This window comes from Qipengyuania sp. L-5Y, assembly GCF_056859455.1.
This window is the reverse complement of sequence record NZ_JBSXOM010000032.1, coordinates 173,254-196,627: the sequence shown is the minus strand read 5'-3', so window position 1 is coordinate 196,627 and position 23,374 is coordinate 173,254. Positions and strand designations below refer to the sequence as shown.

The 23,374-nt window shown below is 61.6% G+C and carries 27 protein-coding genes; 14 read left to right on the top strand and 13 right to left on the bottom strand.

What is annotated here, in order from left to right:
* Nucleotides 1–58 precede the first annotated feature (58 nt).
* Together AC13F2_RS14575 and AC13F2_RS14570 are read left to right on the top strand one after the other, a co-directional pair.
* On the top strand, nucleotides 59–1,084 hold the full coding sequence (locus AC13F2_RS14575; protein ID WP_103023632.1) for an aspartate-semialdehyde dehydrogenase: 1,026 nt from the start codon (nucleotides 59–61) through the stop codon (nucleotides 1,082–1,084).
* On the top strand, nucleotides 1,066–1,635 hold the full coding sequence (locus tag AC13F2_RS14570) for a hypothetical protein (protein ID WP_482965635.1): 570 nt from the start codon (nucleotides 1,066–1,068) through the stop codon (nucleotides 1,633–1,635). The genes AC13F2_RS14575 and AC13F2_RS14570 overlap by 19 nt, the downstream gene beginning before the upstream one ends.
* Here AC13F2_RS14570 and AC13F2_RS14565 read toward each other — a convergent pair whose 3' ends face one another.
* Genes AC13F2_RS14565 through AC13F2_RS14555 form a run of 3 tightly spaced genes read right to left on the bottom strand, consistent with a single transcriptional unit; the run spans nucleotide 1,636 to nucleotide 4,753 of the window.
* Entirely contained in the window at nucleotides 1,636–3,225 is a 1,590-nt protein-coding gene (locus AC13F2_RS14565) for a DHA2 family efflux MFS transporter permease subunit (RefSeq protein ID WP_222828642.1), read from the bottom strand.
* Nucleotides 3,226–3,228: 3 nt separating this feature from the next.
* The gene (locus AC13F2_RS14560) at nucleotides 3,229–4,314 is read right to left on the bottom strand and encodes an HlyD family secretion protein (RefSeq protein ID WP_103023635.1); all 1,086 of its coding nucleotides are present in this window, start codon (nucleotides 4,312–4,314) and stop codon (nucleotides 3,229–3,231) included.
* Complete coding sequence (locus AC13F2_RS14555) at nucleotides 4,307–4,753, bottom strand: MarR family winged helix-turn-helix transcriptional regulator (protein WP_103023636.1); 447 nt, start codon at nucleotides 4,751–4,753, stop codon at nucleotides 4,307–4,309. The genes AC13F2_RS14560 and AC13F2_RS14555 overlap by 8 nt, the downstream gene beginning before the upstream one ends.
* A 92-nt stretch (nucleotides 4,754–4,845) precedes the next feature.
* Between AC13F2_RS14555 and AC13F2_RS14550 the strand changes: the two genes are divergently transcribed.
* From AC13F2_RS14550 to AC13F2_RS14515, 8 genes are all read left to right on the top strand, one after another.
* Nucleotides 4,846–5,493 carry a DsbA family protein gene (locus AC13F2_RS14550; protein WP_482965634.1) on the top strand — a complete coding sequence of 216 codons (648 nt, stop codon included), beginning with the start codon at nucleotides 4,846–4,848 and terminating at the stop codon, nucleotides 5,491–5,493.
* Nucleotides 5,490–5,939, top strand: coding sequence for a GFA family protein (locus AC13F2_RS14545; RefSeq protein WP_482965633.1), 450 nt, complete (start codon nucleotides 5,490–5,492; stop codon nucleotides 5,937–5,939). Before AC13F2_RS14550 ends, AC13F2_RS14545 begins: the two co-directional genes overlap by 4 nt.
* Nucleotides 5,936–6,691, top strand: coding sequence for an alpha/beta fold hydrolase (locus AC13F2_RS14540; protein ID WP_103023639.1), 756 nt, complete (start codon nucleotides 5,936–5,938; stop codon nucleotides 6,689–6,691). The genes AC13F2_RS14545 and AC13F2_RS14540 overlap by 4 nt, the downstream gene beginning before the upstream one ends.
* 67 nt (nucleotides 6,692–6,758) lie before the next feature.
* Nucleotides 6,759–8,606 carry a M2 family metallopeptidase gene (locus AC13F2_RS14535; protein ID WP_482965632.1) on the top strand — a complete coding sequence of 616 codons (1,848 nt, stop codon included), beginning with the start codon at nucleotides 6,759–6,761 and terminating at the stop codon, nucleotides 8,604–8,606.
* Entirely contained in the window at nucleotides 8,600–9,613 is a 1,014-nt protein-coding gene (locus AC13F2_RS14530) for a beta-propeller fold lactonase family protein (protein WP_482965631.1), read from the top strand. The genes AC13F2_RS14535 and AC13F2_RS14530 overlap by 7 nt, the downstream gene beginning before the upstream one ends.
* Complete coding sequence (locus AC13F2_RS14525) at nucleotides 9,610–10,074, top strand: ATP-dependent zinc protease family protein (RefSeq protein ID WP_103023641.1); 465 nt, start codon at nucleotides 9,610–9,612, stop codon at nucleotides 10,072–10,074. The genes AC13F2_RS14530 and AC13F2_RS14525 overlap by 4 nt, the downstream gene beginning before the upstream one ends.
* Nucleotides 10,071–10,976 (top strand): 30S ribosomal protein S6--L-glutamate ligase, encoded by a 906-nt coding sequence (rimK, locus tag AC13F2_RS14520; RefSeq protein ID WP_482965630.1) that lies wholly within the window; start codon nucleotides 10,071–10,073, stop codon nucleotides 10,974–10,976. The genes AC13F2_RS14525 and rimK overlap by 4 nt, the downstream gene beginning before the upstream one ends.
* Before the next feature lie 66 nt (nucleotides 10,977–11,042).
* Nucleotides 11,043–11,795 (top strand): SIMPL domain-containing protein, encoded by a 753-nt coding sequence (locus AC13F2_RS14515; RefSeq protein WP_482965629.1) that lies wholly within the window; start codon nucleotides 11,043–11,045, stop codon nucleotides 11,793–11,795.
* Between the two features lie 30 nt (nucleotides 11,796–11,825).
* Here the strand turns inward: AC13F2_RS14515 and AC13F2_RS14510 are convergent, their stop codons facing one another.
* The 9 genes from AC13F2_RS14510 to rpsF all read right to left on the bottom strand — a co-directional run bounded on the left by AC13F2_RS14510 (nucleotide 11,826) and on the right by rpsF (nucleotide 17,829).
* Nucleotides 11,826–12,197: a hypothetical protein gene (locus AC13F2_RS14510; protein ID WP_475210950.1), complete on the bottom strand. Its 372-nt coding sequence runs from the start codon at nucleotides 12,195–12,197 to the stop codon at nucleotides 11,826–11,828.
* A complete protein-coding gene (locus tag AC13F2_RS14505) occupies nucleotides 12,181–12,576 on the bottom strand; it encodes a hypothetical protein (protein ID WP_482965628.1) in 396 nt (131 codons plus the stop codon). Before AC13F2_RS14505 ends, AC13F2_RS14510 begins: the two co-directional genes overlap by 17 nt.
* The gene (locus AC13F2_RS14500) at nucleotides 12,564–13,025 is read right to left on the bottom strand and encodes a hypothetical protein (protein ID WP_146029832.1); all 462 of its coding nucleotides are present in this window, start codon (nucleotides 13,023–13,025) and stop codon (nucleotides 12,564–12,566) included. The genes AC13F2_RS14505 and AC13F2_RS14500 overlap by 13 nt, the downstream gene beginning before the upstream one ends.
* A gap of 143 nt (nucleotides 13,026–13,168) precedes the next feature.
* Nucleotides 13,169–14,653 carry a methyl-accepting chemotaxis protein gene (locus tag AC13F2_RS14495; RefSeq protein WP_482965627.1) on the bottom strand — a complete coding sequence of 495 codons (1,485 nt, stop codon included), beginning with the start codon at nucleotides 14,651–14,653 and terminating at the stop codon, nucleotides 13,169–13,171.
* Complete coding sequence (locus AC13F2_RS14490) at nucleotides 14,650–14,973, bottom strand: hypothetical protein (RefSeq protein WP_482965626.1); 324 nt, start codon at nucleotides 14,971–14,973, stop codon at nucleotides 14,650–14,652. The genes AC13F2_RS14495 and AC13F2_RS14490 overlap by 4 nt, the downstream gene beginning before the upstream one ends.
* A 66-nt stretch (nucleotides 14,974–15,039) precedes the next feature.
* On the bottom strand, nucleotides 15,040–16,479 hold the full coding sequence (locus AC13F2_RS14485; RefSeq protein WP_103023649.1) for an AMP nucleosidase: 1,440 nt from the start codon (nucleotides 16,477–16,479) through the stop codon (nucleotides 15,040–15,042).
* A 122-nt stretch (nucleotides 16,480–16,601) separates the two neighbouring features.
* A complete protein-coding gene (gene rplI / locus AC13F2_RS14480) occupies nucleotides 16,602–17,228 on the bottom strand; it encodes a 50S ribosomal protein L9 (RefSeq protein WP_103023650.1) in 627 nt (208 codons plus the stop codon).
* A gap of 11 nt (nucleotides 17,229–17,239) precedes the next feature.
* A complete protein-coding gene (gene rpsR, locus AC13F2_RS14475; RefSeq protein ID WP_086436027.1) occupies nucleotides 17,240–17,464 on the bottom strand; it encodes a 30S ribosomal protein S18 in 225 nt (74 codons plus the stop codon).
* Complete coding sequence (gene rpsF / locus AC13F2_RS14470; protein WP_103023651.1) at nucleotides 17,464–17,829, bottom strand: 30S ribosomal protein S6; 366 nt, start codon at nucleotides 17,827–17,829, stop codon at nucleotides 17,464–17,466. The genes rpsR and rpsF overlap by 1 nt, the downstream gene beginning before the upstream one ends.
* A gap of 427 nt (nucleotides 17,830–18,256) precedes the next feature.
* On the opposite strand from rpsF, the gene AC13F2_RS14465 reads away from it, so the two are divergent.
* Nucleotides 18,257–19,219 (top strand): DUF808 domain-containing protein, encoded by a 963-nt coding sequence (locus AC13F2_RS14465; RefSeq protein WP_221598266.1) that lies wholly within the window; start codon nucleotides 18,257–18,259, stop codon nucleotides 19,217–19,219.
* Between the two features lie 10 nt (nucleotides 19,220–19,229).
* Here the strand turns inward: AC13F2_RS14465 and AC13F2_RS14460 are convergent, their stop codons facing one another.
* Nucleotides 19,230–20,657: a glutamate ligase domain-containing protein gene (locus AC13F2_RS14460; RefSeq protein WP_482965625.1), complete on the bottom strand. Its 1,428-nt coding sequence runs from the start codon at nucleotides 20,655–20,657 to the stop codon at nucleotides 19,230–19,232.
* A gap of 54 nt (nucleotides 20,658–20,711) precedes the next feature.
* On the opposite strand from AC13F2_RS14460, the gene AC13F2_RS14455 reads away from it, so the two are divergent.
* The 3 genes from AC13F2_RS14455 to fabG are packed head-to-tail and all read left to right on the top strand — an operon-like array spanning nucleotide 20,712 to nucleotide 23,249.
* Nucleotides 20,712–21,536: an LD-carboxypeptidase gene (locus AC13F2_RS14455; RefSeq protein WP_482965624.1), complete on the top strand. Its 825-nt coding sequence runs from the start codon at nucleotides 20,712–20,714 to the stop codon at nucleotides 21,534–21,536.
* A 22-nt stretch (nucleotides 21,537–21,558) separates the two neighbouring features.
* Nucleotides 21,559–22,497 (top strand): ACP S-malonyltransferase, encoded by a 939-nt coding sequence (gene fabD, locus AC13F2_RS14450; RefSeq protein WP_482965623.1) that lies wholly within the window; start codon nucleotides 21,559–21,561, stop codon nucleotides 22,495–22,497.
* Nucleotides 22,497–23,249, top strand: coding sequence for a 3-oxoacyl-[acyl-carrier-protein] reductase (gene fabG / locus AC13F2_RS14445; protein WP_196845978.1), 753 nt, complete (start codon nucleotides 22,497–22,499; stop codon nucleotides 23,247–23,249). Before fabD ends, fabG begins: the two co-directional genes overlap by 1 nt.
* Nucleotides 23,250–23,374 lie beyond the last annotated feature (125 nt).

Here is a 23,374-nt window from a genome sequence, read left to right as displayed (position 1 = left end):
CTTGCGGGTGTGCAGGTAATCGCTATCTCGACGGCGCATTCATAGTGGAGACGTTGAATTGGGTTATCGTGTTGCCGTAGTCGGCGCGACCGGAAATGTCGGGCGTGAAATGATGATGGTGCTCGCCGAGCGCGAGTTTCCGATCGACGAGATCGCTGCCGTCGCCTCGAGCCGTTCGCACGGGTCGGAGGTCGAATTCGGCGATACCGGCAAGATGCTCAAATGCCAGAACATCGAGCATTTCGACTGGTCTGGCTGGGACATCGCCCTCTTCGCAGCTGGTAGCGGCCCGGCGAAAGACTATGCGCCCAAGGCCGCCGCCGCCGGCTGCATCGTGATCGACAACAGCTCGCTGTACCGGATGGATCCGGACGTTCCGCTGATCGTGCCCGAGGTCAATCCCGAAGCGATCCACGACTATAAGAAGCGCAATATCATCGCCAATCCGAACTGCTCGACCGCGCAGCTGGTTGTGGCGCTGAAGCCCTTGCACGATGCGGCGACGATCAAGCGGGTGATCGTTTCGACGTACCAGTCGGTGTCCGGCGCGGGGAAGGCGGGGATGGACGAACTGTTCCAGCAGAGCCGCGCCATCTTCGTCGGCGATCAGATCGAGCCGGTGAAATTCACGAAGCAGATCGCCTTCAACGTCATTCCGCATATCGATGTCTTCATGGACGATGGTTCGACCAAGGAAGAATGGAAGATGATGGTCGAGACCAAGAAAATCCTCGATCCGAAGATCAAGTTGAACGCGACATGCGTGCGCGTGCCGGTCTTCGTCGGCCATTCCGAAGCGGTGAATATCGAGTTCGAAAACGAGCTCTCCGCCGAGCAGGCGCAGGAAATCCTGCGCGAGGCGCCGGGCATCATGCTGATCGACAAACGAGAGGACGAGGGATACGTTACCCCGGTGGAAAGTGCTGGCGATAGCGCAACTTACGTCAGCCGTGTGCGGGACGATCCGACCGTCGACAACGGCATCACCCTGTGGTGCGTATCGGACAATCTGCGCAAGGGCGCGGCGCTCAATGCGGTGCAGATCGCGGAGCTGCTGGGGCGCGAATGTCTGAAGAAGGGATGATCCGGAAGGGCGCACTGCTCGTCCTGCCGCTGGCGCTTGCAGCCTGCGGTCAGCAAGAGGGCGCGGACGGGGAGAAAGCCGCGGATTCCGCGCCTCTTGAGGCGTCGCTGACCGATGCGAAGATCGTGGTCGATGCCAACGGAGTGGGTGCGAAAGGCGACCCGATGCGCTTCGGAACACTGCGAACGGATGTCGATCATACGCTTGAATCGGCGTTCGGCAGTGCGCCGAACACCACCCGAAACGACGAATGCGGCGCCGGACCGATGGAATTCAGTCAGTTCGGGCCGCTCCAGGTCGGCTATCAGGACGACAAGCTGGCGGGCTGGTTCCTGGGCAAGGGGCAAGGGGTGGTGACGTCGGATGGCGTCGCACCCGGTGTCACGAGCCTGGAGAGCCTCAGGCTGGAACGTCAGGTGCAGGAGCTCGACACGACGCTCGACGGCGAATTCCAGTACACCAGCGCCGATTACGGCACGATCACAGGCTTTGCCGACCCCGATGGGACCATCACCGGCTTGGCGGCCGGCGTGACCTGTTTCTTCCGCTGATCATTCCCCCGGCGGGGGCATGGGTCCCTTGGCCGGTTTCGGCTTGCGCATGATGAAGGCCAGCGGGACCGCAGCCAGCGTAATCCACATCATCATCCAGAAATCGTCGATATAGGCGACCATTGCCGCCTGCCGGTTTGCTTCGAGATCGAGCATGCTGAGCGCGACTTGGCCGAGGTTCTGATACCGGTCGACCGTGCTGACATCGATCATGCTCGACACGGAGGCGCCGGTGACGTTCGAGGCGATGTCGGAATGAGCGATCTGGATATTGCGCGCCAGCATGACCGTGGTCAGCGAGATGCCGGCCGAGGCGCCGAGCGAGCGGAACAGGTTCAGAAGGCTCGACCCGTCCGTCCTCAGACGCGGGGGGAGGGTACCAAACGCGCTGACGTTGAGCGGAATGAAGACCAGCCCCATGCCGAGGCCCTGAACCAGGCCGGAGGCGACGATATGGAACTGGTCGACGCCCAGGGACCATTGCGCCATTTCGTAAAGAGACAGCGCGCAGATAAGGAAGCCGGTCGCCACGACAGGCCGGGAATCGATGCCGCGGCGCATGGCCATGCCGGCGAACTGCATCGAGATGAGTACCCCGATCCCGCGCGGCATCAGGACAAGCCCCGTGTCGATCACGTCGTAGCCCATCAATTGCTGCAGCATCGGCGGGAGCAGCGCCATGGTGGCGAACATGACCACGCCGATGGCCAGCATGAAGCCCATGGCGATCGCGAAGTTGCGGTCGAGAAACAGCGCACGGTCGAACAGGCCGTCTTTTGCGGTGCCCAGATGGATGACCGCCATCCAGGCGGCGGAGATGAACAGGAAGGTCCAGAGCCAGATTTCGTAGCTGTCGTACCAGTCGAGCGTCTGCCCGCGATCCAGCAGCATCTGGAAGCTTGCCAGAGCCACACCGAGCAGGATGAAGCCGGTGAGATCGAACTTGCGCTTCACCGTTTCGCGGGTCGGGAGCTGGGATATCAGGATGGCGAGGCTGAGGATGCCGACAGGCAGGTTGACGTAGAACACCCAGCGCCAGTTGGCCTGTTCCGTCAGCCAGCCACCCAGCACCGGGCCGAGGATCGGGCCGATCATGATGCCCATGCCCCATAGCGCCATCATCTGCGCGTGTTTGCTCGGCTTGTTGGTGTCGAGCATGAAGGCCTGGCTGAGCGGGGCGATGAAGGCGCCGGTCACACCCTGCAAGGCGCGGAACAGAACCATCTCTTCCAGATTCTGCGCCATGCCGCAGAGCATGGATGACATGATGAAGCCCGCGACGGAGAGAATGAACAGACGCCGCCCGCCCACTCGATCGGCCAGCCAGCCGGTGATCGGCAAAGCCACGGCGCTGGCGATGATGTAGCTGGTGAGGACCCAGGTGATCGTTTCCGTCGTCGCACCCAGCGCGGTGCGCATGTGCGGAATCGCGACGTTGGCAATGGTCGTGTCGAGCACCTGCAGCAGCGATGCCGCCATGATGCCGACGATCAGTATCCCCGGATTGGCTACCGGAAGCTGCGCGACATCGTGCGCCGGGTCCGGCGCCGTCGCGGCGGCGGATCCCGCAGGGGCGGCGCGGCTAGCCATGGATCAGTGCTTCTTGCCGTCGGTGAAGACGGTGACTTCGGTAGAGAGTCCGGCGATGAGCGGGCGAGCGCTCTTTTCGTCGATGGCGATGCGCACGGGCACGCGCTGCGTCACCTTCACCCAGTTGCCGGTGGCATTCTGCGCAGGGATCACCGAGAATTCGTTACCCGTACCGGCACCGATCGATTCCACATGGCCTCTGAGCTTGAGGCCGGGATAGGCATCGAAATGCACTTCTGCCGGCTGGCCGACCTGCATGTCTGCCAGGTCGGTTTCCTTGAAGTTGGCTTCGATATAGCTGGTGCCATCCCCGACAAGCGTGAGGACGGGCAGCCCCTGAACGACCTGCTGGCCGAGTTGCAGGCGATCGGCCTGAGCGATGCGCCCGGCAGACGGCGCGCGCACTTCGGTCCGGCTGAGAGATAGTTCGGCGACGGCCTTTTCGGCCTGGGCGGCGGCAACCTGCGGGTTTTCACCCGGAACCGCGCTCCCCGTAGCGAGCTTGGCGCGGGCGGCTTCCTGACGGGCGAGAGCCTGACGCAGAGCTTCCCTGGCCTGATTGACACGGTGCTGCGCCGCATCGTGATCCGCCTTGGTCACGAAGCCACGTTTGTAGAGAGCATCATTCCGTTCGAAATCGGACTGTGCGAAGGCGATGTCTTCGCGCGCTGCGGAAATGTCGGCACCTGACAGGTCGGACGAATTCGACAGGGCAGTGACATTGGCCTGCGCCCCGGCGATGGCGGCATTGGCCTGTGCGATCTGCAGCTTGTACGGTTCGGGATCGATGCGGAACAGCAGATCGCCTGCATTCACGGTATCGCCTTCGCCAACGAATATCTCGACGATTTCGCCGCCGACCTGTGCGCTGACGGCGACCTTGTCCTGCTGGATGTAGGCGTTGTCGGTCGTCACCTTGCCCTGCAGAGAGAGCCAGTAGACGCCGCCGGCGATGAGCAGCAGCAGCGGCACGCTGAGCATCAACAGCAGGCGGCGCTTGTTCCGCTTGGGTGCGGGAGCTTCGGTTTCGACCACGGTTTCGGTTTCGTCCACGGGTTCGACCGGGATCTGGGGATCGGCCTCAGACATTTACGACATTCCTGTATTCACGTTCGGCCGACAGATTGGCCGATATTTTGCCAAGCAGTTCCGCGAGCAGATCCTGCTCCCGCGAAGTGAGCCCTTCAGCCATATCTTCGACCAGAGCGTTCACGATGGCGCGCAGGGGTTCTACGATTTCACGGCTTTTGTCGGTAAGGTGCAGCAGGCGAGCGCGCCTGTCGTTCGGATCGGCGACGCGTTCCACCCACCCGGCTTCTTCCATCCGGTCGACGATGCGGGTCAGGGTGATCGGTTCGACTTCGATCCGTTCCGCATAGAAAGCCTGATTATTGTCCGGGAATTTGACGAGGCTGAGCATAAGGCGCGCCTGCACGGCGGTAAGCCCGAGATCGCGCACGCGTTCGTCGAACGTTTTGCGAAGCAGGCGGCCGCTGTCGGACAGAAGATAGCCGATGTTGTTTTCCATGCGCGGCGATATAATAACATAGCTTATTATTGCAAGTTGCAATTAAAGCAAACGGTATGGCAAGCGAGGCAATGGAGGGTTAGGGTTGCAGCATGACGCTGACCGCCGATCTCTATTTCAGCTTCCGGTCCCCTTACAGCTATCTGTCTGTGGGCCGTTATCGCGCGATGAGCGAGAAGTTCAATCTCACTTTAGCTTTAAGGCCGGTCTATCCCCTTGCCATCAGGCAGCCTGACTTCTTCGAGAAGAACCACCCCAACTGGCTGAGTTATACGATCCGCGACATGATGCGGGTAGCGCAATTCCATGACATCCCATTCGGAGCGCCGCGGCCCGATCCGATCGTGCAGAACCCCGCAACGCGTGAAATTGCAGCAGAGCAGCCTTTCATTCAACGAGTGACCCGCATGGGCCAAGCGGCAGCGCGGAAGGGCAGGGGCATCGCCTTTGCCCACGAGGCAGGACAATTGATCTGGGGCGGACAGCCGGACTGGCACGAGGGAGACCACCTTGCCCGCGCTCTGGAACGTGCCGGGCTGGATGCGGGGGAAATCGAGGCCGAAGTAAAGGATCAGCCCGAAGAGCTCGACGCGGAAATAGCCGCCAATCAGTATGCGCTTGAAAAGTCCGGCCATTGGGGTGTGCCGACACTAGTCTTCGAAGGCGAACCGTTCTTCGGCCAGGATCGTATAGAAATGGCGCAATGGCGAATGGAACAAAGAGGGCTGACGAGGCGATGAGCGACAAGAAGGCAATGACGGGCGGCTGCCAGTGCGGCGCCGTGCGATACTCTGCGCAAGTCGATGGGACGCAGGCCTATCTGTGCCATTGCCGCATGTGCCAGCGGGCCACGGGCGGCGTATCGATCGCCTTCATCGGTCTGCCCAAATCCGACATGAGCTGGGAGAGCGGGCCCGACTGGTATGAAAGTTCGCCCATTGCCCGCAGGCCGTTTTGCAGCAAGTGCGGCACGCCCCTGGGTTTTGTCTTCAACGAGGGCGAGAATATGGACATCACCGTTGGCAGTCTGGACGATCCCTATGGGATCGAACCGCACTGGCATTTCGCATCGGAGAAGATTCACGAAGCCTGGATCGACACGTCCGGGTTGAAACGGATGCCGCTGAGCGAACATGCGGCGCTTAGCCAACGATGGATCGACGCAACCGGAGCAGTGCCCGAATGAATACCGAATATTTCGAAAGTTTCGACGGCACGCGGCTTGCCGTGCATCGTCATGGAGAGGGCAGGCCCTTCGTCCTGCTGCATGGCCTGTTTTCCAGCGCGCAGATGAACTGGATCAAATGGGATCACCACGAAGCGATCGCGGAAAAGGGGTATGAGGTCATCATGCTAGATTTCCGGGTGCACGGTGACAGCGACGCACCGCAGGATCCGGACAAATATCCCACCAATGTTCTGGTGCGCGATGTAGCGGCGCTGGTCGATCATCTGGCGCTGGAGGATTACGACCTCGGCGGATTTTCGCTGGGCGCCCGCACGTCGCTCCACGCAACGGCACATGGCGTCTTGCAGCCCAGGCATCTGGTTGTGGGCGGAATGGGCACGGCGGGACTTGGCGAATGGCATCGGCGCGCGGCAAAGTTTCGCCGGGTCATCGAGAAGTTCGATGAAATCCCGCGCGGCGATCCCGATTATTTTTCCATGCAGTTCCTGAAATCGCAAGGGGTCGACCGGGTGGCCGCGCGGCTGCTGCTCGACACCATGCCCGATCTCGATCTGGCGCTGCTCGCCAATATCACCATGCCCACGCTGGTGGTGTGCGGTGACGAGGACCGCGACAACGGTTCGGCCGAAGAGCTTGCCGGGCTGCTTCCCAACGCCGAATATGTCGAAGTACCGGGCACCCACATGGGCAGCGTAACCAAGGCCGAGCTGGGCGAAGCGATCGCGGGATGGCTGGCCAAGACCGCTTGATTAAGCGTGGCGGCAGGTGCAATCCGGTAGCCGATGTAACTTGTATCTCCCCATGAGGATCGACACGATGAAATTGCTTTGTACCTCGCTCGCGGCCCTGGCCATCGCTTCGGCCGCTCCTGCTGCGGCCCAGAATGCTGCACCCGCGGCTGCAACTGCCGATGCCGCCTACCCGATGACGCCGCAGGGCGCGGCCGACTGGGTGGCCATGGTCGAGAACGAGATGGGCGATTTCGGTGTCGAATACGCGCGGGTGTCGTGGGTGAATTCCACCTATATCACCCCCGACACCGATGCGCTGGCCGCGAAATACGGCGCGCAGGCGACCGAAATGTCGGTCCGCTATGCCAATGAAGCGGCGAAATACGCGCAGATACAGGGCCTCGACGCCGACGTGGCGCGCAAGCTCGACATCCTGCGCAACGGCATCGTGATGCCGGCCCCTGTCCGCGACGGTGCTGCGACCGAACTCAACGAGATCGCCACCAGCCTCAACAGCCAGTACGGCAAGGGCAAGGGCACGCTGGACGGGCAGGAAATCAGCGGCAGCGATATCGAAGCCGAAATGGGCAACCTCGAGCGTACGCCCGAAGAATATGCCGAAATGTGGACCAGCTGGCACGACAATGTCGGCGCGCCGATGCGCGACGATTACCTGCGCATGACGGCGATCGCCAACGAAGGCGCCAAGGAACTGGGCTTTGCCGATCTGGGCGCGATGTGGCGTTCCAACTACGACATGGACCCCGACCAGTTCGCCGCCGAAACCGAGCGCATGTGGCAGGAAGTGAAGCCGCTCTACATGGCGCTGCACACCTATGTCCGCAGCAAGCTCAACGAGAAATACGGCGACGCTGTGCAGCCCGCGACTGGTCCGATCCGCGCCGATCTGCTCGGCAATATGTGGGCGCAGGAATGGGGCAATATCTACCCGCTGGTCGCCCCGGCAGGTGCGGGCGATATCGGGTACGATCTGACCGAACTGATCGAGCAGAAGGGTCTGGACGAAATCCAGATGGTCCGCACTGGCGAACAGTTCTTCTCCTCGCTCGGCTTTGCGCCGCTGCCGGGCACGTTCTGGGAACGCAGCCAGTTCGTAAAGCCCCGCGACCGCGAAGTGGTGTGCCATGCCAGCGCCTGGGACGTCGACAATGTGGACGATCTGCGCATCAAGATGTGCATCAAGAAGAACGCCGACGATTTCGTGACCATCCATCACGAGCTCGGCCACAACTATTACCAGCGCGCCTATAACAAGCAGGATTATCTGTACCTCAACGGCGCCAACGACGGCTTCCACGAAGCCATCGGCGACATGGTCGCGCTGTCGATCACGCCCGAATATCTGGTGCAGATCGATATGCTCCAGCCGAACCAGGTGCCGGGCACGGACAAGGACATCGGCCTGCTGCTGCGGCAGGCGATGGACAAGGTTGCCTTCCTGCCGTTCGGCCTGATGGTCGACCGGTATCGCTGGGGCCTGTTCGACGGATCGATCCCCGCCGGCGAACTCAACAAAGGCTGGAACGACCTGCGGCTCGAATACCAGGGTATCGTCCCGCCGGTCGAACGCGACGAGACGAAATTCGATGCGGGCGCGAAATATCACGTGCCGGGCAATGTGCCTTACACCCGCTATTTCCTCGCGCGGATCCTGCAGTTCCAGTTCTTCAAGGCTGCCTGCGATCAGGCCGGATGGGATGGGCCGCTGCATCGCTGCTCGTTCTACGGCAACGAGGAAGTGGGCAAGAACCTCAACGCCATGCTCGAAATGGGTGCCAGCAAGCCGTGGCCCGATGCGCTCGAAGCCTTCACTGGCGAGCGTCAGATGAGCGGCGAAGCGATGGTCGAATACTTCGCTCCGCTCAAGGCGTGGCTGGACGAACAGAACGCAGGCAAGACCGAAGGGTGGTAAGCCGCTTTGCCCTATTGCTGACCCTCCCGCTCGCGGTCGCCTGTGCGCCCGTGGCGGGAGGCGGCGATGCCCTATCGTCGCCAGCTCCCGATGCCGAAGGCGCGCTGTTCGTTGCCGGCAAGTTCGGCAACACGCTGTCCAAAGTCGATCTGGCAAGCGGCGAGGCGGTGAAGACCGTCGACAGCTGCGCCAATCCGCACGAGCTGGCAACCTCGCCCGACGAGAAGCATGTCGCACTGGCCTGTTACGGCGGGCAGACGGTGGATATCTTCAGCACCACTGACCTCTCGCGCGTGGCGAGTATCGATCTGGGCGAAAATGCGCGCCCCCACGGGATCGTGTGGCACGCCAATGGCGATCTTTATGCAACGGCAGAAGGCCGCAAATCGGTATTCTGGATCCGCGATCCACTGGGCGAAGCGGAAACATTCGAATTCGGTTCGGGTCAGGAGGGCACGCACATGCTCGCCGTCGCGCCCGATGGATTGCACGCGTGGACCACAAATCTGGGCTCCCGGACGGTCAGCCTCATCGATCTGAAGACTCGCCGTGCACCGCAATCGGTCGAGGTGGGCGAGGAACCGGAAGGGATCTGGCTGTCCGACGACGGCGATACGCTGTGGGTCTCGGCTCGCGGGTCAAACGCCGCGTTCAAACTCGATCCGCGAACGCTGGAAGTGCGCCAGCGAATCGAAACCGGCAATTTCCCCTTGCGGATCACCGTGCGACCGCAGGGTGATTACGCGGTGACGTCCAACCTGTCCGATGGCGGATTGAGCGTTATCGACACAGCCACCGGAAAGGTCGTGCGCAATATAAAGGTGTCGGGGCCCGATCAGGCGGAGGCGAAGACCCAGGTGACGATCCTGTTCTCACCGAACGGCGAGCGCATCTATGTGGCTGAGACCATGGCCAACACCATAGCCGAAGCCGATTTTGCCAGCGGACGCGTGCTTCGCCGCCTACCGGGAACAGGCGGGGGCGATGGGCTGGCGATCATCGAATGAGCATGAAGCGCAAGGAACTGCCGATCGTCGGTTGGCGGGAACTGATTCATTTGCCTGAGCTGGGGCTGCACAGTGTTCCAGCGAAGATCGATACGGGAGCGCGTACGTCCTCTCTCCATGGCACCGTGCTTGAGGAGTTCGAGCGTGATGGCGAGAAATACGTGCGTTTCGCGGTCGATTTCTCGCGGCAGCATGTGCGCCAGGTATGTGAAGCCGTGCATGTCGACATTCGCGGAATCACCAGTTCGAATGGTGAGACCCAGAGCCGCTACGTGATCAAGACACCGCTCAAGATCGGGGATGTGGAATTCCGCGCCGAGATCAGTCTGGCCGACCGTAGCGATATGCGGTTTCCCATGCTGATCGGGCGTTCGTCTCTGCGTCGTCGGTTTGTCGTGGACAGCGGCTATTCCTGGCTGCAGACGCCGGAAATGAAGGTCAAGAAAGGCCACAAACCATGAAAATCGCCATGCTGGCGCGCAACCCGAACCTCTATTCGCACCAGCGACTTAAAGAGGCAGCGGAAGAGCGTGGGCACTATTTCGACATTCTGAATACGACGCGCTGCACTGTCCATATCGCAAGCCACCGGCCCGAGGTGTATTACAACGGCGAGCCCTGTGTCGGTTATGATGCGGTCATTCCGCGCATCGGCGCATCGATCACCAATTATGGCCTAGCCATATTGCGGCAGTTCGAAATGCGTGGATGCTGGCCCTTGAACGAAAGCGTCGCCATCGGCCGCAGCCGCGACAAGCTCCGCAGCATGCAGATACTCGCCAAGCACGGCCTGGGTCTGCCGCTGACTGCCTATGCGAACGATCCCAAGCAGGCGGAAGAAATCATCAAGGCGGTCAAAGGACCGCCCGTCGTGATCAAGCTGCTGGAAGGGACGCAGGGCATCGGCGTGGTGCTTGCCGAAACCATGAGCAGTGCAAAGTCGGTTATCGAAGCGTTTCGCGGAGCCAATGTGAACATCCTCGTGCAGGAATTCATCAAGGAAGCGGGCGGCACGGATATCCGCGCGCTGGTCGTTGGCGGCAAGGTCGTCGCCGCAATGAAGCGGACCGGTGCCCCTGACGATTTCCGATCGAATCTGCATCGCGGCGGCAGTGCGCAGCTGATCAAGATCACCCCCGAAGAACGCAGCACTGCGGTGCGTGCAGCCAAGCGCATGGGACTGAACGTTTGCGGCGTGGATATGCTGCGATCCAATCATGGCCCGGTGATCATGGAAGTGAACAGTTCGCCGGGGCTGGAAGGCATCGAGAATGCGACCGGCAAGGATATTGCCGGCATGATCATCGATTTCGTTGCGAAAAGTGCCCGGGACGGCAAGACCATGACCAAAGGGAAGGGGTAGGACGCGGGGCGCTGCAACCTACAACACGTTAGAAAAACACATTGATGCCCAGGGAGGCCCTAGTCGATGCGTAGAGCACTTTTCATATCCTTGGCTTTGCTAGGGGCGAGCACAGCAGCGGCGCAGACGTCGCCGACCGAGGTTCTTGCACCGAACCAGACGCTGCTCGAAGTGCAGTCCACGGGTCAGAGTTATGTCGCGCCCGATCAGGCGACCCTGACAGGAGGCGTCGTAACCTTTGCCACCACGTCGCGCGAGGCTGCGGACAGCAACGCCCGGGCCATGGCACAAGTCGTTGCGGCTTTGAAAAAGGCTGGCGTGGCCCCCCGCGACATCCAGACACAGAGCGTAAGCCTTGATCCGCAGTCCAACTACGATCGGCAAGGCGCAGAGCCACCACGCATCACTGGCTATCAGGCGCGCAATGCCGTGACGGTACGGGTGCGCGATGTGACAAAGGCGTCCGAATTGCTGACAGTCCTGTTCGAGGCGGGCGCGAACGATGTAAACGGCCCATTCTTCTCGATTGAAGACGACAGCGCAGCCGTCGCCAAAGCGCGGGCCGATGCGGTTTCAAAGGCCAAAGCCGAGGCCGATGCTTATGCAACTGCCTTCGGAATGCGCGTTGTGAAGGTCCTGAGGATTAGCGAGCGGCAACGTTCTGCATCTTACGAATCCATCGTCGTGACCGGTTCGCGAATTCGGCCGGCTGGCGCTCCGCCTCCACCACCGCCGCCGATGTCGTCACCGGCGGTAGAAGTCGGGGAAATGGAGCAGAAGGTTACGATCTGGGTGGATTTCGCGCTCGGTCTGAAGTGAGGTTCCCGCTCCTGACGAGACTGGCACCGCCTATTCGGCAGCCATCTTGAGCAGGGCGATTTCTTCGCGCAGTCGCTGCAACTCCATTTCGTACAACCTGGTGCAATCGATACGTTCCGGGCGCTGACCCAACGGAATCGTTACGCGGGCATAGACCAGGGCGCGTGCATCGCGCTCGTTGGAAAAGGGGCGGTACTGCAGGAACGGGTCGACCGTTTCTGGCGTCGCCGCGCTACCGCTGACCCCGACATCGACATAGCCACCGGACGAATTGATCGACTGGCGACATCGTGTCCCGCCAGCAGTTTCGATCGAATCTTCGCCTCCAGACCCCTGAGGGGGCGCCGGCAGATAGACGCCTTGCGCCTGAGCAAATGCCTCGGTGCTAGCGAACAGTGCCAACACGGCGAGCGCTGAGTTTCGAACAAACTCTCGCATGGACCACGACCTCCTTGTTTTCGATCCGTTCGGCGCAGACGCGCACATCGACCTGTTCGCCAGGTACAAGGTCGCGCACGACTACGAGTACCTTGCGATTGGATTCGGGTGCCATCAGCGCGACTTCGGGGAATATCCTGACCCGGCCTTCCAGGGCCGGGGTTTCTTCATCGACGAATGTCCGGAATCGAAAGGGCTGCTTGTACGGGTTCGTCAGCGTGAGATAGAACCCCTTGGCCTCGGTAGCGGTCACGCCGCTCTTTTCCAGCGGCCCAAGGCCCACGGCCAAGGCGGCTGTCGACGTGACCAGCAGCAGCGGTGCGATAACTCTCAGCCCGAACATGTCAGCACCGTGCCGATCGTATACGTACCGACATTGAAACCGGTCGGTTTCGACGCCTGCGCGTTGACGGTGTAGGTTCCGAGCAGGCCCGACTGGTTATATGTCGTCTGGCTGCTGGTGTATGGTTGATTGGCCCCGCCGGGCGATACGTACCGGATTTGGGGCGTCACGCCGGTAACATCTGCCGAAGACGTTATGGTCGGCGCCGTAAAGGTCAGGCGCGGTGCGCCGCCTAGCGCGGTAACGGTAGCAGTCGCCGGGAGCCCGCCCGTGTTTTCCGATGACAGCAACGTGTAGTCGCCATTGGGCGCCAAGGCTCCGTCCGTAACCACGATTATGCACGAAACGAGCAGCGTCGCCCGAAAATTGATCGGTTCCGCCTGAATGGACGCTGGAAAGGTCAGTGCACCTGCGACCGAAACAGCCGAAGCGAGAAGATATTTGAGCATTACCATCTCCCAATTGACGAGATGGCTTTTTAGTAAACGGACAGAGTAACCGACCCCTACCCGGCGCGTTAGGTACGATACCGGGGGTGGCAGGCCGAGCGATGCGGGTGTGAAGTGCTGCGCCGATCCCGATGCAGATGAAGTTAAGCCGCCTTGATAGTAGCGACGAAGCGACCGGCCGATGCTTCGAGCGAGCGGATGTTTGTCATGAGCTCACCGGTTGTGCGACGCGCGTCGCTGAACAGGTGCTCCGTCTGGACAGCACTTTCGGCGAGAAGGGCGCTCAGCCGCGCCATCTGGTCGGTGCCGTTGGCGGTTTCTTCTGCGTTGGTCTCGATCATGGCTGCAGCGCCGCGCTGTCCATCGACATCCCTTCGGATCGCTGCCGCGGACCGTGCAAGCTCCTCGATCGCTTCGCTCAGTTCACCGAAACTGGTTTCCGCTTCGCCTGTCCCGTCCCGCACACCGGACAGCAGATTGTCGATTTGCTGCGTTGCCTTGGCGGCCTGTCTGGCCAAGTCTTTGACCTCCTGCGCCACGACGGCAAAGCCCCTTCCGGCTTCACCTGCAGACGCGGCCTCTATCGCTGCATTCAAGGCAAGCAGATTGGTCTTCTCTGCAACGCTGGCGATCGATTTGGTCGCTTCGCCGATTGTCTGCGAATGCTTCGACAGTGAAGTGACTGCCTCGCCGCCAGAATTGGTTCGGACGCCAGCTTCGCTCGCAAGTTGATCCTGCTGTCCTGCAGTTACGGCAATGCTGCTGATCGAACGGGACAGTTCCGCAACGCCTCTGGCCACCGATTCTACGGCGGTCGAGACCTGCGACGCGGAGGCGGCAACGTCGCTGGCCTGCCGGCCTGTGTCGCGGACGGTTGCATCGAGCGAAGTCATGGCCCTGTCGAGGGTAAGGGCGCTTTGCGAGACAGAGGCGGCGACCATGGCAACCGATCCCTCGAAATCTTCGGCGATGCGGAGCAGTTCGACCCGGCGCCGTTCGGCCTGTTCGTTTTCGATCATTCCACGCTTCGATCGTTCTGCATCAGCTTGCTGGAGTGCTTCATTTGCCAGGACATTGGCATTTTCACTCGCCATGAGAGCATCGGCCAGATGCGACAGGATCGCGTGGAGGCGAATAGCGATGAAACACAAGGCCGCCGCCTGAAGAACAACGGCCAAGGCGTGAACCAGCACACGTTCAATGCCGCCGCCGCCGGAAAAGACCCATTCCGGCGATACGAGGGCAAGCAGCAGGTGATGGAGCGCAATGGCCACAGCGGCCAGAACGATCGGGCGTGCGTCGCAAAGGACGGTCAGCAGGGCCAACCCGACGAAGAAGTACATATGCATGTCGATCTGCCAGGCGGCGCCGCGCATTGCATAAAGAAGCAATGCAGGTTGCAGAGCGGCCATGAGCGCGACTGCGAGGCGTGCGGCAAGATCTGATCGGCGCTGCAGGGCGTGTAGCGACGGCACGATGTTGAGCAGCGCGCTGACCATGCATGCGTGAAGAGCCTGCTGCCCCATGGAGAGGGTGAGCAGGCCGATGGCGAAAGTCGTGCCCCATCCGGCGGCAGCAATCCATTTGATACCCTGCTGCCTGAGGGTATCGACTTCGTTTCGTATCATTTTGCTGTTCCGATGCAGCCGCCATCCGCGACGGCCAGGGCAATGATGCCGTGATTGAAAAGCAGATCGGCATAAGCCGGACGGGTTCCCGTGACGATATAGCCATTGGCCAGCGCGGTTTTCGAAAGGAGCTTTCGCCCTTCGGAGGTGGCGAGCATAGGAAGGTTTCGCTTGGCCGACACCGTCAACGGATAGAATGCCATCGTGCCCTTTGCAGGTGGCGCGAGCAGAAGCGCACCGACCGCCAGCACGCCGGCGCCGATCTGCAACGTATCAAGCAGGTGCCGGCGAGTCGCCGCCGACAGTTCGATAGTGGTCATTACTGCCCATATGGCAGAAAAGGATTATTGGACCGTTAACCCTCTAAAGCACCACAATCATGCCATTTAGCGGAATGGCGGTTCGTTGAAGGCGCGAAGCTTGCGGCTGTGGAGGCGGGGGCCTTCATCGCGCAGCAGTTTGCAGGCCGTCACACCGATCTGGAGGTGGGCAGCAATGGCTTCTTCGTAAAAGGCATTGGCCTGTCCCGGCAGCTTGATTTCGCCGTGGAGGGGCTTGTCCGATACGCACAGCAGTGTGCCGTAGGGGACCCGGAAGCGATAGCCCTGGCCGGCAATCGTTGCGCTTTCCATATCGACACCGACCGCGCGGCTGAGGCTCATGCGGTGGGCAGAGCTGGTATAGCGCAGTTCCCAGTTGCGATCGTCGGTGGTCACCACGGTGCCGGTGCGCATGCGCTTTTTAAGATCCGCGCCATGTTCGCCCGAGACCATTTCCGCCGCTCCGGCCAGCGCCTGCTGCACTTCGGCAATGGCGGGCAGGGGGATTTCCGGCGGAAGGACAGGGTCGAGGACGTGATCGTCGCGCAGATAGGCGTGAGCGAGAACGTAGTCGCCGATCTTCTGGCTGGGGCGAAGGCCGCCGCAATGGCCGATCATCAACCAAGCTTCCGGCCGCAGCACGGCCAGGTGGTCGCAGATCGTCTTCGCATTGGAAGGACCTACGCCGATATTGACCAGCGTGATGCCTTCCTTGTTCGGGCCGACGAGGTGATAGGCCGGCATCTGGTGCCGCCGCCATGCCGTATCGGACAATTGCGCGCGGGCATTGTCGGTCTTTTCCGTCAGCATGAGGCCGCCGGCGCCCGCCAAGGCCGTGTAGCCGTTGGCGCCGAGCTGCGATCCGGCCCAGTCCACGAATTCATCGACATAGCGATGGTAGTTGGTGAACAGGATGAAACGCTGGAAGTGTTCCGTGCTGGTGCCCGTATAGTGCGCAAGACGTGCCAGGCTGAAGTCGGTCCGCAAGCCGTCGAAAAGGGAGAGGGGGATGGCTTCGTCCGGCTCGCCGAGGATTATACCGTCGGCCAGCTCGTCCCCGATGTCGGCCAGTTCGGTCGAGGGGAAATGACGGGCGATAAGGTTTGGATCGACGCCGACGAGTTCCGCACCGGCTTCGCCATCGAGGACGTAGGGGAAGGGGATTTCCTGGCGTGACGAGCCGACTTCCAGTTCGACTTCGTAATTCTCGTCGATGAGTTCGAGCTGTTCGCGAAGGTAATCACGGAAAAGCGCCGGGCGGGTGACCGTGGTGGTGTAGAGCCCGGGCGCGTTGAGGCGGCCGAAGGCGCGGTTGCGGTCTTCTGGCTGATCGCCGCCGCGGAAACGCAGGCGCAGTTCGGGATAGGAATAGCTGCCGTCGCTGCGGCGTTCCGGCGCGGGCAATTCGCGTTCACGGCCGAAGGCGATGACGTCTGCGCGCAGCCGCTCGACTGCCGCGTCATAGATGCTCTCGAGCCTGTCGAGCGTCTGTTCGATGGATTCCATGGGCGTTTCTCCTGCCTCTTGTGTTTATGAAGTCCCTCCCTGCCATAAGCAGGGCTTTGTTACAAAAAGGGCGCGGGGACCGAAGCCGCCGCGCCCTAATTGTACTTTATTCGAAGCGAGGATCAGCCTTCGGCTGTCTCTTCGCCTTCGTCCGCTCCGTCTTCGAGCATGTCGGCGGGAATTTCGCCCGGCTCGAGGTTGGAGTCGATGCGGTTGGCTTCGGCCTGTTCTTCGATCTCGCGCTGTTCGTCTTCGAACATCTGCGCCATCACGTCGACACCCTGGCTCTGCAGCTCGGCTTCGTCGTCCGAACGGGCGACATTGGCCTTGATGTTAACCGACACCTCGGGGTGGAGGTCGATGCGGACTTCATGCATGCCGATCGCCTTGATCGGATCACCCATGATGACCTGCTTCTTGTCGATGTCGTGGCCCTTGTCGGCGAGCGCGGCAGCGATGTCGCGAACGTTGACCGAACCGTAGAGCTGGCCGGTGTTCGACGCAGCGCGGATCAGTACGATTTCGACGCCATCGACCTTTTCGCCAGCCTTTTCGGCTTCGGTACGACGTTCCGCGTTTTCCTTTTCCAGGCGATCGCGGTTCGCTTCGAAGACCTTCTTGTTGGCTTCGTTGGCGCGCAGTGCCTTTTTCTGCGGGAGCAGGAAGTTGCGGGCATAGCCGTCCTTCACAGTGACGACGTCACCGATCGAGCCGAGCTTTTCGATCCTCTGAAGGAGAATGATATCCATGGATTTTCTCCTTACTTCACGATGTACGGCAGCAGGCCGATGTGGCGAGCGCGCTTGATGGCCTTGGCCAGTTCACGCTGCTTCTTCGCGCTGACGGCGGTGATGCGGCTGGGGACGATCTTGCCACGTTCGGACATGAAGCCCTGCAGCAGACGTGTGTCCTTGTAGTCGATCTTGGGGGCGTTCTTGCCCGAGAACGGGCAGGACTTGCGGCGGCGGAAAAACGGACGGGCCATCAGTTACGCTCCTCGCGGTCGCGGCGCTTCTTGGCATCGCGCTCGTTCTTGCGCATCATCACGCTGGGGCCATCTTCATGCTCGTCGACACGGATGGTCATGTAACGGATGACGTCTTCATTGATGCGGGTCTGGCGTTCGAGCTCTTCCACGACGGCGCCGGGGCCTTCGATGTTGAGCATTACGAAATGCGCCTTGCGGTTGCGGTCGATCTTGTAGGCGAGGTTCTTGAGGCCCCAGGTTTCCGTCTTGGTAACCTTGCCTTCGTTATTCTCGACAATCTCGGTCGCGGTGGCGGCGAGCTGGTCCACCTGAGCCTGGCTCAGGTCCTGTCGCGCCAGGAAAACATGCTCGTAGAGAGCCATGCCCTTGTCCTTTCACATATGGCCGATCGCTGGCTGATCCGCGGGATTGCGGGGCCCCTCCGGCTTTCTTCGAATCCCCCGGTACACCCAAGGGATGCGCGCACATAACGGGATTGGCGCAGAATGCAAGCGAGGGTCGAACAGGTTTACGCCGACCGAGGGTGAATTCAAAACTCGCGCATTCGTCATTCCCTTTGTCAAACAACGATTTAGTCCTGAATTGGCAGCCGGGAATGTCACCTTCCATGTCGCGACCACGTTACCGCCGGTTGGGGTAGGCGACGAAGCGCCGCCATGAACCCGCCCAGCGGCGAGGGCATGCTGCATGCCATTTCATCACGATGTAGGACAGCGCGAAATCGCCAGTTGCTTCGTTTGCGTAAGGCAGGCAAGCGTGGTGCGGATTTCAAATAAACAAGGACGCGCAATGCCCGGCGGTTTGGTAGCCCTTCTGGACGACGTATCGATCATTGCGCGCACCGCGGCGGCTTCGGTAGACGATATTGCCGCGGCTGCTGGCCGGGCAGGTTCCAAGACGGCAGGCGTGGTCATCGACGACGCCGCCGTTACGCCGAGCTATGTGACCGGCCTGTCGCCAGCGCGCGAGCTGCCGATCATCTGGAACATCACCAAGGGCAGTTTGAAAAACAAGCTGCTGATCCTGCTGCCCGGCGCCGTCCTGCTGAGCGAGTTCCTGCCGCAGGCGATCGTTTTCATCCTGATGCTAGGCGGTGCCTATCTTTCGTATGAAGGTGCGGAGAAGGTGGCCGAGAAGCTGGGCGGCAAGAAGCATGGCCAGACGGTGGCAGACGATATCAAGGACCCGGTCGCGTTCGAGAAGCAGCGGGTTTCCAGCGCGATCCGAACCGATCTGATCCTGTCCGCGGAAATCATGGCCATCACGCTGAACGAAGTGGCGGCAGAAGATCTGCTGACCCGCGCCGGGGTTCTGGCCATCGTCGGCATCGCGGTGACGGTAGGCGTCTACGGCGTGGTCGGCCTGATCGTGAAGATGGACGATATCGGACTGCATTTCGCCAAGAAGGACGGCGCGGCAGCGCAGAGCTTCGGACGCGGGCTGGTGGCGTTCATGCCGCATCTGCTGGTGGCGTTGAGCTTCATCGGCACCATTGCCATGCTGTGGGTCGGCGGCGGGATCATCCTGCACGGCCTGGCGGACATCGGTATTGCAGGGCCGGAACACTGGATCGAAGGTATCGAGCACGGCGTATCCGCCGTAGCCGGAGCAGCCGGCGGCGTTCTGGGCTGGCTGACCTTTGCCGGGCTGTCCGCGCTGGTCGGACTTGCGCTGGGGTTCGTCCTCTTATTCCTGCTGCACAAGGTCTTCGGCATGGGACATGGCGATGGCGGCGAGGCTGCCGCGCACTGATCGCCAGCCGTCACGGAAGGCGTGAGAAGAGGTCCCTTGCAAAACTGCTGAGCGTATCGTCGCGCGCACCCATGATGACGATACGATCGGCAGGGCGGGCCATTTCGGCCAGCCGATCGCCCACCGCATCGCGCGACGGGATATATTCGGCGTTTCCGCCTGCCTGTTCGATCAAGCCGACAATCCGTTCGCTGCCTTCGCTGCGGTCGACCGTGCCGCCGAAATAGACCGGATCGCACAGAATAACCGTGTCGCCTTCGTCCAGTTCGTTGGCGAAGGTTTCCGCCAGTTCGTCGCCCATCTGCCTGAGCGGACCGTAGCCATGAGGCTGGAAGAAGGCGAGTACGCGGCCCGGATGCGCTTTCAAGGTGCGCAGCGTAGCGGCACATTTTTCGGGATTGTGGCCGAAGTCGTCGATCACCGTAATGGCCGAGGGGCTGGTGCCGACAATGTCGAAGCGGCGCGCGAGGCCAGCAAAGGCGGCCAGAGCCTCGACCGCCTTGCCGACCGGGATACCTGCCGCTGCAGCGCCGGCTATCGCCGCGAGCGCGTTCGAAAGATTGTGACGACCGGGCAGGTGGAGCGTGAGGGGATGCTGGCTGCCATCGTGCCGATCCACGATCAATGCCGCCTGCCGCATGGGGCCTTCCGCAATCGAGCCCGGGACCACGCCGATCTGCGCCTTGTCCTGATCGATGCCGAAAGTGACAACTTCCTTCGCATGCGGGAGGAGCGCGAGCGCCTCTTCATCATCGGCGTTGATCACCGAGATGCGGCTACGCGAGAGATAGTCCCCGAAAAGCTGGCGCAGTTCTTCCATGCTCTTGTGATCGAGGCTGACATTGAGCAGTACGCCAACCGCAGGGCGATAGAGCGCGATCGATCCGTCGCTTTCGTCGACTTCGCTGACATAGAGGCTCTGGCCGCCGATCACGGCACTGGCAAAGGGGCGTTCGGGCGACACGAAGTTCTTCATCACTGCGCCGTTCATGATGGTCGGTTCGCGCCCGCAGGCGTGCAGTATCCACCCGAGCATGCCGGTGACCGTCGATTTGCCGCTGGTACCCGCGACGGCAAGACCCGCGCCGCTGGTATTGAAGAGGATCGAATTCAGTTCCGCGCGGGTAAGGCGCAGGCACCCGAGTTCGTTCGCGCGGCTGACTTCGGGAACGCTATCTTCGATGGCGGCGCTGGCGACAAGGATCTGTTCGGCCGAAACCATTCCGCTGCCGTCCTGCGGGTGCAGGGTGAAGCCCTGATTTTCCAGCGCGGCGAATTTTTCCGGTGTGCGGCCCTGATCGTAGCTGCGATCGGATCCTTCGACGGTGCAGCCGCGCCCTTTCAGGATCTGCGCAAGCGGCAGCATTCCCGAGCCGCCGATGCCGCAGAAGAAGAAGGGGCGGGCAAACAATTCATCTGGAGTGGGCATATCGCTCATGCCGGTGCAGCTATTGAGTTGTGTCGCCCGACACAAGCGCGCTAGCACGCGGACATGGTCAAAATTGCGATCTGCGCCCCCGGAAAACGGTTGAAGCGCGACAGGGCCGAGGCGGTCCAGGCCTTGGTGGCGGGCCGCGAGGACGTGGAACTGATGTTCCACGAACAGTGCTTTCTGGAAGAGGGGCATTTTGCCGGCAGCGACGCGGTGCGCCTTGCCGCCTTGCTGGACTGTGCCAACGATCCCGCATTCGATGCGGTCTGGTTTGCCATGGGTGGATATGGTTCGAACAGGATCGCGGCGGAGGCGGCGAGGCAAATGAACGACCATGCGCGGGGCAAGCGGTTCATCGGCTATTCGGACACGGGTTTCCTGCTCGGCGCGCTGTATAGCCACGGGATCGGTCAGGTGGCGCATGGCCCGCTGGCGGGCGACATAAGGCGCGCCGGAGGCGAGGCGGCGGTGGAACGTGCGCTCGATTGGCTGGCAGGCGGGGTGAGCGGCCTGGAACCGAGCCTGGACGAGCGGCCTGCGGTCGCTTTCAACCTGACCACGCTGGCGATGATGGTGGGGACCGAACTGATGCCCGACCTGGCCGGGCATGTCGTCATGATCGAAGAAGTGGCAGAGCATCTTTATGCCGTGGACCGGCTGTTCTTCCACATCAGCCAGCACCTGCAGGGCATTGCGGGACTACGGCTCGGCCGGATCAGCGACGTGCCGGAAAACGACCGTCCTTTCGGCAGCGACGAGATCGCCATTGCGCAGGATTGGTGCGCGCGCAGCGGGATTCCCTATCTCGGCCGCGCCGATATCGGCCATGATGCTTCCAACAAGATTGTCCCCTTCGGACTTGAGGCGCGCGGCCCACGGGCCTAGGCGCGCCCGCAAGGAGAAATTCATGACTGCATTCATCTTTCCCGGACAGGGTAGCCAGAAGGTCGGCATGGGCGCCGACCTTGCCGAAGCCAGCGCGCATGCCCGCGAGGTTTTTCAGGAAGTCGACGAGGCGCTGAAGCAGAATCTTTCCGGCCTGATGAAGGACGGACCCGAAAGCGAGTTGACGATGACCGCCAATGCGCAGCCCGCCATCATGGCCAATTCGATCGCCACGGTGCGCGTTCTGGAAAAGGAATTCGGCGTCGCGCTGGCGGACAAGGCCGAATGTGTGGCCGGACATTCCCTGGGCGAATACAGCGCGCTGTGTGCTGCCGGGGCATTTTCGCTGACGGATACGGCCAAGCTGCTGCGCTTGCGCGGTATCGCGATGCAGGATGCCGTTCCCATCGGACTGGGCGCGATGGCCGCACTGCTGGGAGCCGATATCGATAAGGCCACCGCGCTGGCCGAAGCCGCGGCTGAGGGTCAGGTGTGCGAAGTGGCGAACGATAACGATCCCACGCAGGTCGTCATCTCCGGCCATGCCGAAGCGATCGACCGCGCCATCGAAATGGCCAAGGATCATGGCATCAAGCGCGGCATCAAGCTGCCCGTTTCGGCGCCGTTCCATTGTTCACTCATGGGCCCTGCGGCCCTGCGCATGAAGCGCGCGCTGGGCGATACGCCGCCCGAAGCCTTTACCGTGCCGCTCTACGCCAATGTTACCGCCGCGCGCGTTTCCGACCCGGCGGAGGAACAGGCTCTGCTGGTTGAACAGATCACCGGCCGCGTGCGGTGGCGTGAAAGCGTGATCGCCATGCGCGAAGCGGGTATCGAGTGGTTCGTCGAACTGGGTGGCAAGGTGCTTGGCCCGATGATCGGCCGGATCGACAAGGACGCGGCGACCGTATCGCTCGTCACCATGGAAGACCTCGAGAATTTCGCGAAGGAGAACGCGTGATGTTCAGCCTCGAAGGAAAAACCGCCCTCGTGACGGGCGCCAGCGGCGGCATCGGCTCGTCGATTGCCTACGCCCTGGCTAAGCAGGGTGCACGGCTGGCACTGTCGGGCTCGAATTCGGACAAGCTGCGCGCCTTTCGCGAACAGCTGAACAGCGAATTCGGTCACGATCATGTCGAGATCACCTGCGACCTGTCGAACGCGAAGCAGGTGGAGGAACTGATCCCGGCCACCGTCGACACGCTGGGCAGCATGAATATCCTGGTCAACAACGCTGGCATCACGCGCGATAACCTCGCCATGCGGATGAAGGACGAGGAATGGGACGATGTGATCCGCATCAATCTGGAAGCCAGTTTCCGCCTGATGCGCGCCAGCGCGCGGCCGATGATGAAGGCCAAGGGCGGGCGGATCATCTCGATCACCAGCGTGGTCGGCCACACCGGCAATCCGGGCCAGATGAACTATACCGCCGCCAAGGGCGGGCTGACCGCCATGTCCAAGAGCCTGGCGCAGGAACTTGCAAGCCGCAACATCACGGTGAACTGCGTGGCGCCGGGCTTCATCCGCACCGCCATGACCGATGCGCTGAACGACGATCAGAAGGGCGCGATCAATTCACGTATCCCGATGGGCCGCATGGGCGAGGGCGAGGAAATCGCCGCTGCAGTGGCCTATCTGGCGAGCGACGAAGCCGCCTATGTCACCGGCCAGACGCTGCATGTAAACGGCGGAATGGCGATGATGGGATAAGGGAGGCGCTTTGGCGGACGTGGGCGCGGGGGCAATCCGCGCCATGTCCGACAAACCCACCACTTTTCCCCAAGGAAATCGGGACCGGGCCGCTTGCGGCTTGCTCCCTATGACCGCCCCGCTAG